Annotated in this window: 12 protein-coding genes and 1 tRNA gene; 4 read left to right on the top strand and 9 right to left on the bottom strand. The window is 64.7% G+C overall.

Going from position 1 to position 14,371, the window contains the following annotated elements:
• Positions 1-6: 6 nt before the first annotated feature.
• The 3 genes from K6301_RS03060 to K6301_RS03050 form a co-directional block, all read right to left on the bottom strand.
• Positions 7-993 carry an NAD-dependent epimerase/dehydratase family protein gene (locus tag K6301_RS03060; RefSeq protein WP_247219205.1) on the bottom strand — a complete coding sequence of 329 codons (987 nt, stop codon included), beginning with the start codon at positions 991-993 and terminating at the stop codon, positions 7-9.
• On the bottom strand, positions 993-2,276 hold the full coding sequence (locus K6301_RS03055) for a nucleotide sugar dehydrogenase (RefSeq protein WP_247219204.1): 1,284 nt from the start codon (positions 2,274-2,276) through the stop codon (positions 993-995). The genes K6301_RS03060 and K6301_RS03055 overlap by 1 nt, the downstream gene beginning before the upstream one ends.
• A gap of 213 nt (positions 2,277-2,489) precedes the next feature.
• A tRNA-Gln gene (locus K6301_RS03050) sits at positions 2,490-2,564 on the bottom strand.
• 217 nt (positions 2,565-2,781) lie between these two features.
• Here K6301_RS03050 and K6301_RS03045 point away from each other — a divergent pair.
• Both K6301_RS03045 and K6301_RS03040 read left to right on the top strand, forming a co-directional pair.
• Complete coding sequence (locus tag K6301_RS03045; RefSeq protein WP_247219203.1) at positions 2,782-3,078, top strand: cupin domain-containing protein; 297 nt, start codon at positions 2,782-2,784, stop codon at positions 3,076-3,078.
• Positions 3,075-4,019, top strand: coding sequence for an MBL fold metallo-hydrolase (locus K6301_RS03040; RefSeq protein ID WP_247219202.1), 945 nt, complete (start codon positions 3,075-3,077; stop codon positions 4,017-4,019). Before K6301_RS03045 ends, K6301_RS03040 begins: the two co-directional genes overlap by 4 nt.
• Positions 4,020-4,032: 13 nt before the next feature.
• Here the strand turns inward: K6301_RS03040 and K6301_RS03035 are convergent, their stop codons facing one another.
• Complete coding sequence (locus K6301_RS03035; RefSeq protein WP_343298942.1) at positions 4,033-4,938, bottom strand: DUF1499 domain-containing protein; 906 nt, start codon at positions 4,936-4,938, stop codon at positions 4,033-4,035.
• A gap of 346 nt (positions 4,939-5,284) precedes the next feature.
• Here K6301_RS03035 and K6301_RS03030 point away from each other — a divergent pair, with 346 nt between their 5' ends.
• Together K6301_RS03030 and K6301_RS03025 are read left to right on the top strand one after the other, a co-directional pair.
• Positions 5,285-5,665, top strand: coding sequence for a hypothetical protein (locus K6301_RS03030; RefSeq protein WP_247219200.1), 381 nt, complete (start codon positions 5,285-5,287; stop codon positions 5,663-5,665).
• A 111-nt stretch (positions 5,666-5,776) separates the two neighbouring features.
• Positions 5,777-6,031, top strand: coding sequence for a hypothetical protein (locus tag K6301_RS03025; protein ID WP_247219199.1), 255 nt, complete (start codon positions 5,777-5,779; stop codon positions 6,029-6,031).
• Between the two features lie 18 nt (positions 6,032-6,049).
• Here the strand turns inward: K6301_RS03025 and ppdK are convergent, their stop codons facing one another.
• From ppdK to K6301_RS03000, 5 genes are all read right to left on the bottom strand, one after another.
• Positions 6,050-8,719: a pyruvate, phosphate dikinase gene (gene ppdK / locus K6301_RS03020; RefSeq protein WP_247219198.1), complete on the bottom strand. Its 2,670-nt coding sequence runs from the start codon at positions 8,717-8,719 to the stop codon at positions 6,050-6,052.
• A gap of 179 nt (positions 8,720-8,898) precedes the next feature.
• Positions 8,899-9,045 carry a hypothetical protein gene (locus K6301_RS03015; RefSeq protein ID WP_247219197.1) on the bottom strand — a complete coding sequence of 49 codons (147 nt, stop codon included), beginning with the start codon at positions 9,043-9,045 and terminating at the stop codon, positions 8,899-8,901.
• 77 nt (positions 9,046-9,122) lie between these two features.
• Positions 9,123-12,587 carry a chromosome segregation protein SMC gene (gene smc / locus K6301_RS03010; RefSeq protein ID WP_247219196.1) on the bottom strand — a complete coding sequence of 1,155 codons (3,465 nt, stop codon included), beginning with the start codon at positions 12,585-12,587 and terminating at the stop codon, positions 9,123-9,125.
• A 234-nt stretch (positions 12,588-12,821) separates the two neighbouring features.
• Positions 12,822-13,640, bottom strand: a complete 819-nt coding sequence (locus K6301_RS03005) for a DsbA family protein (RefSeq protein WP_134648853.1) — start codon at positions 13,638-13,640, stop codon at positions 12,822-12,824.
• 169 nt (positions 13,641-13,809) lie between these two features.
• The gene (locus K6301_RS03000; RefSeq protein ID WP_247219195.1) at positions 13,810-14,316 is read right to left on the bottom strand and encodes a DUF721 domain-containing protein; all 507 of its coding nucleotides are present in this window, start codon (positions 14,314-14,316) and stop codon (positions 13,810-13,812) included.
• Positions 14,317-14,371 lie beyond the last annotated feature (55 nt).

Below are 14,371 nucleotides of genomic sequence, written 5' to 3'. Positions count from 1 at the left end.
AGAAGCTCAGTTGATATTATGGTATTGTTTGAACCAAGAAACGAACTTCGGAATGCCTTCGTCGATACTGGTCGTCGGCCGATAGCCGACAGCCTCGGTTGTCTCCGTCACATCGGCGTACGTTGCTTCAATGTCTCCAGGCTGCATCGGCAAGTACTCGATATCTGCCTTGCGCCCCATTTCCCGTTCAATGATCGCAATAAAGTCCATGAGGTCTTCACTTCGCGTATTGCCGATATTGAACACCCGGGCTGGAGGATCGACCTTTCCAGGCTCAGGGGGGTTGTCCAGGCAGGCGACGATGCCGGTAACGATGTCGTCAATGAATGTAAAATCGCGCTTCATTTGCCCGCCATTAAAAACGGGCAACTTCTTACCTTCGGCGATTGCCTTGGCAAAAATGAAAAGTGCCATATCAGGTCGGCCCCAAGGGCCGTAGACAGTGAAGAAGCGCAAGCCGGTCTGCTTCAGGCCGAATAAATGACTATAGCAATGGCTCATCAACTCGTCTGAGCGCTTCGTCGCTGCATAAAGCGAAATCGGGCGGTTAACGTCGTGCTGGATCGAGTAAGGCAATTCCTTATTCCCCCCATACACGGAACTTGAACTCGCATAGACAAGATGCTCGAAGCCTTCAGTATGCCGGCACATCTCGAGTACCGTGACATGGCCCATGCAGTTGCTTGTGATATAGCTATAGGGATTCTCAAGGGAATAGCGCACTCCTGCCTGCGCTGCGAGATGAATAACGCGCTTGAACGGTCCCTGCTCGCTCCAGACTTTTTCCATCGCCGCCTTGTCCGAGATATCGCCTCGGACGAATGTGAATTTCTCGAACTTCGCAAGTTCCGCCAGCCGCGCATACTTGAGCGTCGGATCGTAGTAGTCGTTGACAACATCATAACCGACTACAATCTCACCGCGTTCAAGCAAGCGAAGCGCGGTATGAAAGCCGATGAACCCTGCAGCTCCCGTTACAAAAACCTTGTTCATCAGAGGCTCCAGTTCAGGCGGTTCGAGGCGTCGAGAATCTGTTTGTCGAGAACCGATTTGATATCGATGATGACACCACCCTCTGCGACCTTGGCGATGTAGGAGTTGAAATCCCTAACGTAGCTTTCGTGCGGAACCGCAAGGATCAACCCATCCAATTGATCGAATTGAGCGAGAGGCTTCAGTGAAACATCGTACTCTTCAAGGGCCTCTTCGGCTGAAGCCAGCGGATCGTGCACAATGGGCTCGATGCCGAACTGGCGCAATTCCTTGATGATATCTGGCACACGGCTATTCCGTAGGTCAGGAACATTCTCCTTGAAAGTGAGCCCCAGAATTCCAATTCGAGCACCATTCAGTGGGCGCTTTCCGGCGACCAGCATCTTGATCATTTTCTGGGCCACAAACGCACCCATGCCGTCATTTATACGTCGTCCCGACAGAATGACTTGTGGATGGTATCCCAGCGATTCGGCCTTCGCGGTCAGATAATAGGGATCGACCCCGATACAGTGCCCACCGACAAGACCAGGAGTGAACGGCAAGAAATTCCATTTGGTACCGGCGGCGGCCAGGACTTCGCTGGTCCGGATGTTCATGCGCTCGAAGATGATCGCTAGCTCGTTCATGAGCGCGATGTTCAGGTCGCGCTGGGTATTTTCAATGACCTTCGCGGCTTCGGCCACTTTGATCGACGAGGCTTTGTAGATGCCGGCATCAACGACCGCTTCGTAAACAGCGGCAATCTCATCCAAGCTCTCCGCGGTGTCTCCCGACACGACCTTCGTGATCGTCTTGAAAGTGTGCTTCTTGTCACCGGGATTAATACGCTCCGGCGAGTAGCCGAGATTGAAGTCCACACCTTGTCGGAGCCCCGAAATCTCGGAAAGAATCGGACCGCAGACGTCCTCGGTCGCGCCTGGGAACACGGTCGATTCGAAAACGACGATATCGCCGGCCTTGAGCACCGAAGCCACCGTCCTGGACGCTGCAATGAGGGGAGCGAGGTCTGGTTGGCGATTGTCGTCAATGGGCGTGGGAACCGCGACGATATAGAAGTCACAATCCTTCACGTCGGCAATTTCATACGTCAGTTGCAGGGATGACCTTTTGAGTACCGCACCGTCGACTTCACCGGTCACATCCTCGCCCACTTTGAGGGCCTCGATGCGGGACTTCTTGACGTCAAATCCCACGACGAAGGGAAACTTCTCTGCTAGCGCCACAGCGACCGGCAAACCGACATATCCGAGACCGATAACGGCAATCTTTCGGGCCACCATGTCATCCTCATACTTTTCTGCCACCAGACCTTGCGTGGCACCTAAACGATATCGTCAAAGAAAGCTAGCTTACCGTCGGGTGAATGCCCCTGTTGCAAGCCCTTTCCGCTCGATACCAAAACCTTTCAGTTCGGCGAGATTGCCAACGGCATGGCCCTGCCCAGCCAGCACAAACCGCTGGAAATCCTGATCATCCGCCTGACAAAAGGGAAATGGCTGGGGCGCCAGGATTCGAACCTGGGAATGCCGGTACCAAAAACCGGTGCCTTACCGCTTGGCGACGCCCCAACTTGCGGGAGCCTGATAGCAAAGCGGGGGGGCGTGGACAATGCTTATGTTCGGCTTTTCTGCGATTATCTTGTGCCAAGCCGCGGCTCTGCGGGCTTGGTGCTTGGCAAGGGCGGGTGGCGGGCGGTAGGATTTGCGCCGGCCTCGCCTGCACGGCTTTGCGCGCGGGCGCACCCGTGCATTTCCGTCCCCGCCTCCAATTCCGCAAGGAGCCCTCATGTCCCAGTTCCGCGCCCGTCCGCCGGCCGTTCCCACCATTCTCCTCGACGATGCGATGGTGCGTGTCACGCGGTGGGATTTCGAGCCGGGTGCGGATACCGGCCATCACGTCCATGGCCTCGGCTATGTCGTCGTGCCGATGACGGATTGCGATTTCCTGATCGAGGACGACACGGGCGCGCGGCGCGTGCCGACAAAGGCTGGCGCCGTCTATCGCCGCGAGGCGGGCGTGGCGCACAATGTCGTCAATGGCGGCGACACGCCGATGAGCTTCATCGAGATCGAGTACAAGTGACACCTGCCGTGCGTGACGAGGACGAGAGCCCGCATTTCGAGCGTGATTTCAGGCCGGCCTATGGCGATGCCGTTGCGGTGGCGCCGGGCGTGCAGCGTATCACTGTCAACAATCCGAGCCCCTTCACCTTCCACGGCACCAACAGCTATATCGTCGGCAACCGCTCCGTGGCGGTGATCGATCCCGGGCCGGAGGACGAGGCGCATTTCCGGGCGCTCATGGCCGCACTTGCGGGGCGTGAGGTCACGCATATCGCGGTCAGCCATACGCATCGTGATCATTCGCCGCTTGCCCGCCGCCTGAAAGCCGAGACGGGCGCGATCATCGTCGCGGAGGGGCCGCATCGCGCCGCACGGCCGCTGCATGCCGGCGAGAGCAACCCGTTCGCCGAAAGCGCCGACATCGATTTCGTGCCCGACATCGCGCTGGCGCATGGCGAGCGGGTGGAAGGCGACGGCTGGGCGCTGACGGCGCTTCTGACCCCCGGCCACACGGCAAACCACGCGGCCTTCGCGCTCGACGGGCCCGAGGGCATCGTCTTTTCGGCCGACCACGTCATGGCCTGGGCGACCTCCATCGTCGCGCCGCCGGATGGCGCCATGGCGGACTACATGGCCTCGCTCGAGCGGCTGCTGGAGCGGGACGACCGGCTCTATCTTCCCGGCCACGGCGGACCGGTGACGGAGCCGGCGGCGTTCCTGCGCGGCCTGCGGACTCACCGGCGCATGCGCGAGCGGGCGGTGCGCGAGCGCATCCGCGCGGGCGACCGGCTGATTGCGGACATGGTGAAGGTCATCTACCGCGAGACGGATCCGCGCCTGCATGGCGCAGCCGCCCTCTCCGTGCTGGCGCATCTGGAAGATCTCGTCGCCCGCGGCGAGGTGGTGACGGACGGCGCGCCCTCGCTTTCGGGCCTCTATTTCCCGGCGCCGGGTCTCTGATCAGTCACCGGGATCAGTCGCCGGCGATGCCGAGCAACTCGGCGTCGAGCGCCTTCAGATAGCCCTCCACCACATCCGCGCCGATGCCGAGGTCGTGGCCGCCGGTGCGCGAGGCCGCGCGCATGTCGACCAGCGTGGTTTCGGCTTCCTCGCGCAGGCGGATGACGACGTCGAAGCGCAGGCCGAAGACGAGGCTGCGCCATTCGCCCTGCACCAGCACATCGCCGGCGCTGCCCAGACGCGGCGTCAGCGGCGTTTCGAGCGGGCGCGCCTCGGGGATCGGCACCTCGCCCAGCGCCTCGGCCCCCTGCCCCGCCTTTGCGGGATCGACGGCCAGATCCTCCAGATCGGTCAGGATGTTGTCCATCCCGTCTTCCGCGACGATCCTGATTCCATAGGCGTCGGACACCTTGCGCACACCCTGATAGACGCGATCGAGCGCGCCCTCGTAGCGCCGGCCGGACAGGGCGGGATAGGCATCGAGCTGCAATTGCCGGTCCTGCGGCGTGATCGTGTGGGCGCGGGCCGGCCAGCCCTTGTCCGCAACCGGCTCGATTATCCACGGCGGCGGCGCGTTCGTATCGGTCGTGACATCGTAGAGGGCGGGCTTGTAGATGTAGGAATAGACCGCAGCGGCCGCGACACCGAGCGGCAGGAGCGCGAAGAACAGCGCCGTGAGCGAGGCCTTGCCGCCGCGTGCGCCGACATGCCAGAGCCGGGCCAGCCCGACAGCCGCCATTAGGACCGCGAGGGCCGCCACGCCGCAGGCGAAGGCGGCAAGCACCAGGAAATGCGGCGTCGTCAGCGGGCCGAAGCGGTGCGCCGCGACGACGACGACAAACAGCGCGCAGGAAAACAGCGACAGGCGGCGCGCCCACTGCGCGGCGTAGGAAACGGGCCGTTCGTACTGGATCGTGATCGCCATGGCCTCACCGAATGCCGATGCGCCCCGGTGAAATCCGTCCACCGCAAGCGCCTCTTCCTGTTTCACGCCGTTCCGGATGCGAGGGGGCCGCGCGCCGGAACCGGATAGGCCGGCGGAAAGCCCGCGGCTCCCTTCCCTAGCGCAGGGAGGCGCATTTTTCCATCCGTCAGATAAGCGGGATCAGATGTTGTCCGGCGGCAACAGATGGCAGGAAAACGCGCCTGCCGCAAAATTGCCACGCTCCTTAACGAACTTTCCCGGGACGGGGGTAGTTCATCTTTACGCGATTCCGGGTGCAGGCCGCTTTTCATTCTTGCCGGGTCGCCTCAGGAGAAAGACAATGTTGCCGACGCCGACAGCCGCCGACACCACAACCGCCGCAACGAACGGCGAGACCGCCCTCCCGCTCGAACTTCTGGAACTGGAGCTTTCCCTCGACGGCTTTTCCGGCAATGCGGATGCGTTTGCCGATGCCGTGCGAACCGCCGCCAGCCAGCTCGATGGCGATTTCCTCTTCGAACTGCCGGCATCCGGCCTTGCGGATGACTGCCAGCGCATTGCGGCGCTCCGCGTACCCAAGGGCGAGAACGGCGCACTGGAAGTGGTTTTTGCCCTGCTCGATGCGGACGCGTCGTCCATTCGCGTGGAAAACCCCGACGAGAAGACGGCCGGCCTCAAGCGCTTCGCCGATGCGTTCATCGGTGTGCTGGAACGGATCTAGAGCATTCGCCGACGCCGAAGCGACCCCGCTTCGGCTGGAAATGCGCCTGCTCTTGCCGAAACGGCGCCGCTCGCCTAAGTCAAGCCAGCAACTGATCGCCGGAGCCAGAGCATGTCACCGATATCAACCCGCCTGATCGCCCTTACCGCGGTGATGCTCGCGCTGGCGGGCTGCCAGACGGCCGAGGAAATTCGTGCTTCCGACGAAAACCGCTGCGTCTCCTATGGCTTCCGGCCGCGCACGGATGCGTTCGCGGCCTGCCTGCAACGCATCGATCTCGACCGGCGGGCGGAACTGCGCGCGGCAAGCCGCGAGGCGCTGTTCATGCCGCAGCCGGTCTATGTCGTGCGGACCTACCGCCGCTGACCTTCAGGCCCAGCGCATTCAAGCCTTGCCGTTGGTGAACGCCGCCTGGGCAGCCGCGAGCCGCGCGATCGGCACGCGGAAGGGTGAGCACGACACGTAATCCAGCCCCGCATCCTCGCAGAAATGGATCGACGCCGGGTCGCCGCCATGTTCGCCGCAGATGCCGAGCTTGAGGTCGTTGCGCGTGCGCCGGCCGCGCTCCGCGGCAATGCGGATCAGTTCGCCCACACCATCGAAATCGAGCTGCACGAACGGGTCCTGCTCGACGATACCCTTCTGGATATAGGTCGAGAGGAAGGCGGAGGCGTCGTCACGCGAGATGCCGAAGGTGGTCTGCGTCAGGTCATTGGTGCCGAAAGAGAAGAACTCCGCCGATTCGGCGATGACATGGGCCCGCAACGCTGCGCGCGGCAACTCGATCATCGTGCCCACGAGATAATCGATCGTCACGCCGCTCTCGGCGATGACCGCCCTGGCGACGGCCTCGATGCGGCCCTTCACATAATCGAGCTCGGCCTTCAGGCCGACGAGCGGCACCATGATTTCGGGTACCACGGCCGCGCCGGTCTTCTTGGCCGCCTCCACGGCGGCCTCGAAAATGGCGCGCGCCTGCATCTCGGCGATCTCGGGATAGGAGATCGCAAGGCGGCAGCCGCGGTGGCCGAGCATGGGGTTGAACTCGTGCAACGTATCGACGCGGCGGCGCAGCACCGCCTCCTCGATGGACAGGGCCGTGGCGACCTCGGCAATCTCCTCGTCGCTCTTCGGCAGGAATTCGTGCAGCGGCGGATCGAGCATGCGGATGGTCACCGGCAGGCCGTGCATGATCTCGAAGAGCTCGGCAAAGTCCGAGCGCTGCATCGGCAGGAGCTTTTCCAGCGAGGCACGGCGGCCGGCCTCGTCCTCGGCAAGGATCATCTCGCGCATCACGTTGATACGGCTGCCCTCGAAGAACATGTGCTCGGTGCGGCAAAGGCCGATGCCCTCGGCGCCGAAGGAGCGCGCGGCGCGCGCGTCTGCCGGCGTCTCCGCATTGGTGCGCACCTTCATGCGGCGCGTGCGGTCGGCCCACTCCATGAGGCGGCCGAAATCGCCCGAAAGTTCCGGCTGGAGCATGGGGATCGCGCCCTTCAGCACCTGGCCGGACGAGCCGTCGATGGTGATGACGTCGCCCTTGCGCAGCGTCACGCCATGGGCGACGAGAAGTTCATTGCGCAGGTCGACGCGCAGCGTGCCGGCGCCGGAAACGCAGGGCGTGCCCATGCCGCGCGCGACGACCGCCGCATGGCTGGTCATACCGCCGCGTGTCGTGAGGATGCCCTGCGCGGCATGCATGCCATGAATGTCTTCCGGGCTCGTCTCGACGCGCACGAGAATGACCTTGCGTCCCTCGTCCTCCGCTTTCACCGCGTCTTCCGACGTGAAGACGATCTCGCCGGTCGCAGCCCCTGGCGAGGCCGGCAGGCCGGAGCCGATGACGTCGCGGCGGGCGCGCGGATCGATGGTGGGATGCAGGAGCTGGTCCAATGACGCGGGATCGATGCGGCTGACGGCCTCGCCCTGGCTGATCAGCCCCTCCGTCGCCATGTCGACGGAAATCTTCAACGCGGCCTTGGCGGTGCGCTTGCCCGCGCGGGTCTGCAGCATCCACAGCTTGCCGCGCTCGATGGTGAATTCGAGGTCCTGCATGTCGCGGTAGTGCCGCTCCAGCCGGTCGCAGATGGCGCGGAACTCGCCGAACGCTTCCGGCATGAGCTTTTCCAGCGACGGCCGGTCGGAGCCCGACGCGATGCGCGCTTCCTCGGTGATGTTCTGCGGCGTGCGGATGCCGGCGACGACATCCTCGCCCTGCGCGTTGACGAGGAATTCGCCGTAGAGCGCGTTCTCACCCGTCGAGGGATTGCGCGTGAAGGCGACGCCCGTGGCGGAGGAATTACCGAGATTGCCGAAGACCATGGCCTGTACATTGACGGCCGTGCCCCAGACGGCGGGGATGTTGTGCAGCGTGCGGTAGGTGACGGCGCGCGCGTTCATCCAGCTCGCGAAGACGGCGCCGATGGCACGCCAAAGCTGGATCTCCGGGTCCTGGGGAAAGTCCTCGCCCAGTTCCTCGCGGATGGCCTCCTTGTAGCGGGCGACGACCTCCTGCCATTCCCCGGCCGAAAGCTCGGTGTCGTGCTCGTGGCCGAGCCTGCCCTTCTCGTCCTCCAGGATTTCGACGAAGACCTCGTGATCGAGACCCATGACGACGTCACCATACATCTGGATGAAGCGCCGATAGCTGTCCCAGGCAAAACGCGCATCGCCGGCATCCTGGCCCAGTCCCTCGACCGTCGCGTCGTTGAGGCCGAGATTGAGAACGGTGTCCATCATGCCGGGCATGGAGGCCCGCGAGCCGGAGCGGACCGAAAGCAGCAGCGGTTTTTGCGTGTCGCCGAAGACGCGGCCGGTAATGGCCTCCATCCGGCGCAGGCCGGAGCGGACCTGATCCTTCAGGCCTTCAGGCAGCGTGCGGCCATTCTCGTAATAGTGGTTGCAGGCATCGGTGACGATGGTAAGGCCGGGCGGCACCGGCAGGCCGAGATTGCACATTTCGGCCAGGTTCGCGCCCTTGCCGCCGAGCAGGTTGCGATCTTCCGCACTGCCTTCGGCACGGCCATCCCCAAAGGTATAGACCCACTTCTCCATCAACGCCTCCCACATGCGCGCCCGCAATCTACAGGAAGTGCATCCCTTTGAAAACGCGGCAGGATAGGAATTATGCTGCACTGCGTCAAAAATGCGACGGCAATGCAATATGGCGTTGACGAAGACTGGAAAAGCCGTGCCTCCGGGCGGGACGGGGCGTCATGGGTCAAGCGCCGGCGTCAATTGCCCTCGATCGAAAGCCCCTGGTCGTTGAGCTTGATCTCCACCCCATCCGGCTTCTTTTCCTGCTGATAGGTATAGTAAGCGAACCCGGCCACCACGACGATAAGGGCGCCGATGATCATGTAGAGTGCGTTTCTGTTCACGTGTGATCCCCAATTGCGTATGCGCTGCAAACCGGCAGGCGGCTTTGAACGCACTGGAGAGGTTATTGTTCCTGATGTCAGGACGCTTCGCGCAGCTGTTCGGCGGTCTGCAGGTCGACGGAGACGAGCTGGGAGACGCCCTGTTCGGCCATGGTGACGCCGAAGAGGCGGTTCATGCGGGCCATGGTGATGGGGTTGTGGGTGATGATGATGAAACGCGTCTCGGTGGAGGCCGCCATCTCGTCCATCAGGTTGCAATAGCGCTCGACATTGTGGTCGTCGAGCGGCGCGTCCACCTCGTCCAGCACGCAGATCGGCGCGGGATTGGTAAGGAAGACGGCGAAGATGAGCGCCATGGCCGTCAGCGCCTGCTCGCCGCCCGAAAGCAGCGTCATGGTCTGCGGCTTCTTGCCGGGCGGGCGGGCGAGGATTTCCAGCCCGGCATCCAGCGGATCCTCGCTTTCGATGAGCTGGAGCTCCGCCGTGCCGCCGCCGAACAGGTGGGTGAAGAGGCGCTGGAATTGCGCATTCACCACATCGAAGGCGGCCAGCAGGCGCTCGCGCCCCTCGCGGTTCAGGCTCTGGATGGCGGAGCGCAGCTTGCGGATCGCCTCGATGATATCCTCGCGCTCGGTGACGATGACATCGAGCTTTTCGGACAGGTCACGCTGCTCTTCCTCGGCGCGCAGGTTGACGGCGCCGAGACGCTCGCGCTCGATCCGGAGACGGTCGAGGTCCCGTTCGGTCTCGCGCGGATCGGGAAGCGGCGCGCCGGCGGCATGGCCGGTCAGCCGCAGGGCCTCGTGCGGCGCGCAGTTCAGCGCCTCGCGGATGCGCGTCTCGCCTTCGATGCGGCGCTCGCGCGCCGAGACGAGGCGCTCTTCCGCGCGGCCGCGGGTTTCGCGCGATTCGGCAAGCTGCGAGAGCGCGGTCGTGGCGACGCGGTCGGCCTCGCGCTGGCGGTTTTCGGCCTCCTGAAGCGCATCGGCGGCTTCGCGGCGCGCAGCCTCCGCATTGCTGAGGCCGGTCAGCAGCTCGCGGCGCTTTTCCTCGATCTCGTCGGGCGCCTCGGCAAGCTCCTCCATTTCCTCGCGGGCTTCCGCCTCGCGCTCACGCAGCGTGGCGATGTGGTTTTCGGCGCTCGTGGCGCGGGTCGTCCAGGTCTCGCGTTCGGCCGCGATCGCCATCAGGCGGCGACGGCGGTCGGCCATTTCGCGGGCGAGGCCGTCATGGGCGGCGCGGGCTTCCGCGAGCGTCGCGCGGTCGGTCGCGACATCCATCGTGTGGGTGCGCAGGCGCAGGTCGAGATCGGAAAGGTCGGGCGCGTCTTCGAGGGCTGCGCTGGCATCCTCGAGCGCTTGCGCCGCCTCTTCCGCCTGCCCCTCGATCTGCGCGCGCGTCTCGCCGAGAACGGCGCGGCGGCGGATGAGATCGCCGGAGGCGCGCTCGGCCGTTTCCAGCGCCTCGCGGGCCTCGGCTAGCGTGCGGGTGGCGACGCGCTGCGCCTCGCGGGCGGCCTGCTGGCGCTGCATTTCGGCGCGGATCGTCTCGGCGGCGCGGGCAAGGTCGGCCTCGGCATCCGCAAGCGCCGCGCGCGCGTCGTCCAGTTCGGCTTCCAGTTCGGCCAGGCGGTTCTTCTGCTCCAGGCGCAGGGCCGCCGCACTTGGCGCATCGGCACCGGTGACGTGGCCATCCCAGCGGAACACCGCGCCCTCGCGGGTCACGAGCCGCTGACCGGGACGGAGCTGCGGCAGGAGGGCCAGCGCCTCCTCCACGCCGCCGGCAATCCCGACCTGGGCAAGGCGACGGTGCAGAATCGCGGGCGCGCGGACATGAGAAATGAGAGACGGCACGCCGCCCGGCAGGGCCGGATCGGCCGAGGCATCGCCCGACGCGCGCCAGTGAACGGGCGCATCGACGTCGGCCGGCGATTCGAGATCGTCGCCGAGCGCGGCGCCCAGCGCCGTTTCATAGCCGCGGTCGACCGCGACATCCTCGACGACAGGCGCAAACGAACCGGCGCTCGTTCCGGCCTCCAGCATGCGGCGGATGGTGCGGGCTTCCGTCTCGATGCCGGCCAGCCGGGCGCGTGCCGTGTCGACGGGACCGCGCAGGGCGGCTTCGCCGAAGCGGGCCTCCTCCAGCGCCTCCTCGACGGCGACCAGCATTTCGCCGGCGGCTTCCAGCGCTTGCTCGGCCTCCTGCACGGCGGCGCGGCGCTCTTCCGGGTCGGGCAGTGCGGCGATGCGCGCATCCATGTCGGCAAGCTCGCGCGCCTGGGCATCGAGCTGCTGGCCAAGCCGCAGATGGCGCTCGGAAAGATCGCGGATCGCCTTTTCCAGCTGGTTGCGCACGGCCTGGGCTTCGGCCCGCTCGGCGGTAACGGCGGCAAGGGCGGCTTCGCTCGTCGCAAGCTTCGCCGCCGCGTCATCCATCGTCTCGCGGGCCGCCTCGGCGCGCTCGTCGGCCTCGGCGAGGATGTCGCCGATTTCGGCTTCCTCGGCCTCCAGGCGCTCCAGCACGGCGGCATTATCAGCCACCATGCGTTCCTCGCGCACGATATCCTCGGCAAGCTGCGCCATGCGGCGGCCGAGTTCGTCGCGGCGGCGCAGCAGGCGGGCGGAATCCTCTTCCAGCTGGGCTCTTGCGATCTGGAGGCGCTGGAGCACGGCGGCGAGCTTCGCCTCGTTGTCGCGCAGCTCCGGCAGCTTGAGGCTGGCGACGGCCTGATCCTTGGCGGCCTGCATCTGCGCATTCGCCCGCTCGGCGACGAGCGATGTGGCCTGGTTGAGCTGGCTTTCGGCCTCGCCCTCCGCCTCCTTCGCCTGCACCCAGCGGATGTGCAGAAGCATCGCCTCGTGGCGGCGGATATCGGCCGACAGCGCCTTGAAGCGATTGGCCTGGCGCGACTGGCGCTTCAGGCTTTCGATCTGGCTTTCAAGCTGCGAGGTGACATCGTCAAGCCGTTCGAGATTGGTTTCGGCGGCACGCAGGCGCAGTTCCGCCTCATGGCGACGCGAATGCAGGCCGGAAATGCCGGCCGCCTCTTCGAGCAGCTGGCGGCGGGCCTGGGGCTTGGCCTGGATGAGTTCGCCGATCCGCCCCTGCCCCACCATGGAAGGCGAGCGGGCGCCGGTGGAGGCGTCGGCAAACAGCAGCTGCACATCCTTGGCGCGCGCTTCCTTGCCGTTGATGCGGTAGATGGAGCCGTTCTCGCGCTCGATGCGACGCGACACCTGGATCTCGTCCTCGTCGTTGAAGGCGGCCGGGGCCGTGCGGTCGGAATTGTCGAGATAGAGGCCGACTTCGGCGGTGTTGCGCGCCGGACGGTTGGCGGAACCGGAGAAGATGACATCGTCCATGCCGGACGCGCGCATGTTCTTGTAGGAGTTTTCCCCCATCACCCAGCGCAGCGCCTCAACGAGGTTCGACTTGCCGCAGCCATTGGGGCCGACCACGCCGGTCAGACCGCGCTCGATGACGAATTCGGTGGGTTCGACGAAGGACTTGAAGCCGAGAAGGCGGAGCTTGTTGAACTTCATGCGGCCGCCTTGGGGGTGGGGTACCCCCCTCTGGCCATGCGAAAGCCGCGCCCCTCACCTGCCTGCCGGCATCCTCTCCCCGCAAGCGGGGCGAGGAACGCAGGGCGCGCCGTTCTGCCCCTTCGCCCCGCTTGCGGGGAGAAGGTCCCAGCAGGGGGATGAGGGGCAGGCACTACAAAATAAAAAGCGGGCGCACGGCTTCCGCCGTCGCCCGCCGTCAATCCGGTCGAAGGATCAGAGCATGCTGTCGATGAGGGCCGACATGGTGCCAACCGACATGTCTCCCGAATAGCGCTTGCCATTGATCAGGAAGGTCGGGGTCGCTGCGACGCCGAATTCCTTGGCACCGCGTTCCCGTACCGCGTTCACATCATCCAGAAGCTTCTGGTTCGTCAAGCAGGCCTGGAAGCTCTCCTGTGTAAAACCGGCGAGTTTCGACATCTGCAGCAGCGCTTCGCGGCCATCCTGCGCGGCGGCCCAGACTTCCTGCTGCTTCATCAGCATGGAGATCATCGGGAAGTACTGCGCGGCGTCCGTCAGCTCGGCCGGGTTCTGCGGCTTGCAGCGCGCCAGCATGAAGGCTGCGGCGGCGCGCGGATCGAACGGGAATTCGCGGACGATGAAACGGACCTTGCCGCTGTCGACGTACTTCGTCTTGATCGCGTCGAACGTGTTGTTGTGGAAGGCGGCGCAATGCGGGCAGGTCGTCGACATGTATTCGACGATCGTCACCGGCGCATTGGCTTCGCCGAGCGCCATGTCCGGCAGGGCGCCGGGCTTCAGCACTTCGGCCATGTCGACGTCGCCCTCGGCGGTCGGCAGTTCCGCGGGCGCGGCCGTCGCCGTGTCGGCCTGGGCGACCTCGGTCGTTCCGGTCGTGGCGGCCGAGGTCGTCGAGCCCGTGGTTTCAGTCGATGTCGACTGCGTGGCCGCCGGATCCTGCGCAGCCTGTTCCTTCTTTTCGTCGGAGCAGGCGGCGAGCGTCACGGCAAGCCCTGCTACGGCAACGCCGGTGAGAAGGCGCTTCATCAGGCTCATTTCGGAAAGGGACATGGTCTCTCCTGTGGGATGGAAATTCTTGGGACGGACGCAATTCTTGAGGAAAGACGGTTCAAGTCTTTTCGCAAGAATTGCTCTTCGCACTCCCGATATACCTGCTTTGGGGCGCGAACAAGCTGCGTGGAGGCCAGTAACTTCAAAGAATTGTGACCGTTCGATGGTCCTAGCGACGCCGGCCGAGCACCGCCGTCCCGAGCCGCTTCAGCGCCGCCTTCAGGGCATCGCCCTCAATGCCCTCGACGAGCCCGTCAAGATGGCGGGCGGCCTCGCCGGTCAGCGGGCGCGGCTTTGCGCGGTGGCGCGACTGCTGGCTGACAGGCTTCTGGACGATCCGGACCTGATTGATCGCCGGGAAGCCGAAGAAGCCGTTGATGCGCTGGATGATCTCGCCCTGCTGGTGGCTGAGGAAGAGCGCGCGGGCGCCCTCGCAGGCAATGGTCAGCACGCCCGGCTGATGGCCGCCGCCCTCGCCCGCCATTTCCGATGCCCGGCGCGGCCAGGAAATGCGTTCAGGCCGCGTGCAGTCGGAAAACTGCGTTCCGGCAATCTCGTCCCACGAGCCCAGAAGCATCGTGTTGATGCCCGCACGCTTGGCCAGCACCGGATCGATGAGACCGTTGGCGACTTCGCTGATCTGCACGATGCCGCGTCTTGACGCCTTGTTGTTCACGGTTTACCCCTTGCGGGAAAATATTCCTGCCACGCCCGCGAAGCACCTTGAAGAG

It is taken from the genome of Shinella oryzae (assembly GCF_023038235.1).
GTDB lineage: Bacteria > Pseudomonadota > Alphaproteobacteria > Rhizobiales > Rhizobiaceae > Shinella > Shinella sumterensis.
The sequence above is the reverse complement of the archived record's forward strand: the minus strand, read 5'-3'. Positions and strand labels throughout refer to the sequence as shown.

What these genes read in the sequence shown, in the direction of transcription:
- K6301_RS03045 (WP_247219203.1), top strand. Translation starts at nt 2,782, where the DNA reads ATGTCCCAGTTCCGCGCCCGTCCGCCGGCCGTTCCCACCATTCTCCTC.
- ppdK (WP_247219198.1), bottom strand. Translation starts at nt 8,719, where the DNA reads ATGGAGAAGTGGGTCTATACCTTTGGGGATGGCCGTGCCGAAGGCAGT.
- K6301_RS03030 (WP_247219200.1), top strand. Translation starts at nt 5,285, where the DNA reads ATGTTGCCGACGCCGACAGCCGCCGACACCACAACCGCCGCAACGAAC.
- K6301_RS03055 (WP_247219204.1), bottom strand. Translation starts at nt 2,276, where the DNA reads ATGGTGGCCCGAAAGATTGCCGTTATCGGTCTCGGATATGTCGGTTTG.
- smc (WP_247219196.1), bottom strand. Translation starts at nt 12,587, where the DNA reads ATGAAGTTCAACAAGCTCCGCCTTCTCGGCTTCAAGTCCTTCGTCGAA.
- K6301_RS03025 (WP_247219199.1), top strand. Translation starts at nt 5,777, where the DNA reads ATGTCACCGATATCAACCCGCCTGATCGCCCTTACCGCGGTGATGCTC.
- K6301_RS03060 (WP_247219205.1), bottom strand. Translation starts at nt 993, where the DNA reads ATGAACAAGGTTTTTGTAACGGGAGCTGCAGGGTTCATCGGCTTTCAT.
- K6301_RS03005 (WP_134648853.1), bottom strand. Translation starts at nt 13,640, where the DNA reads ATGTCCCTTTCCGAAATGAGCCTGATGAAGCGCCTTCTCACCGGCGTT.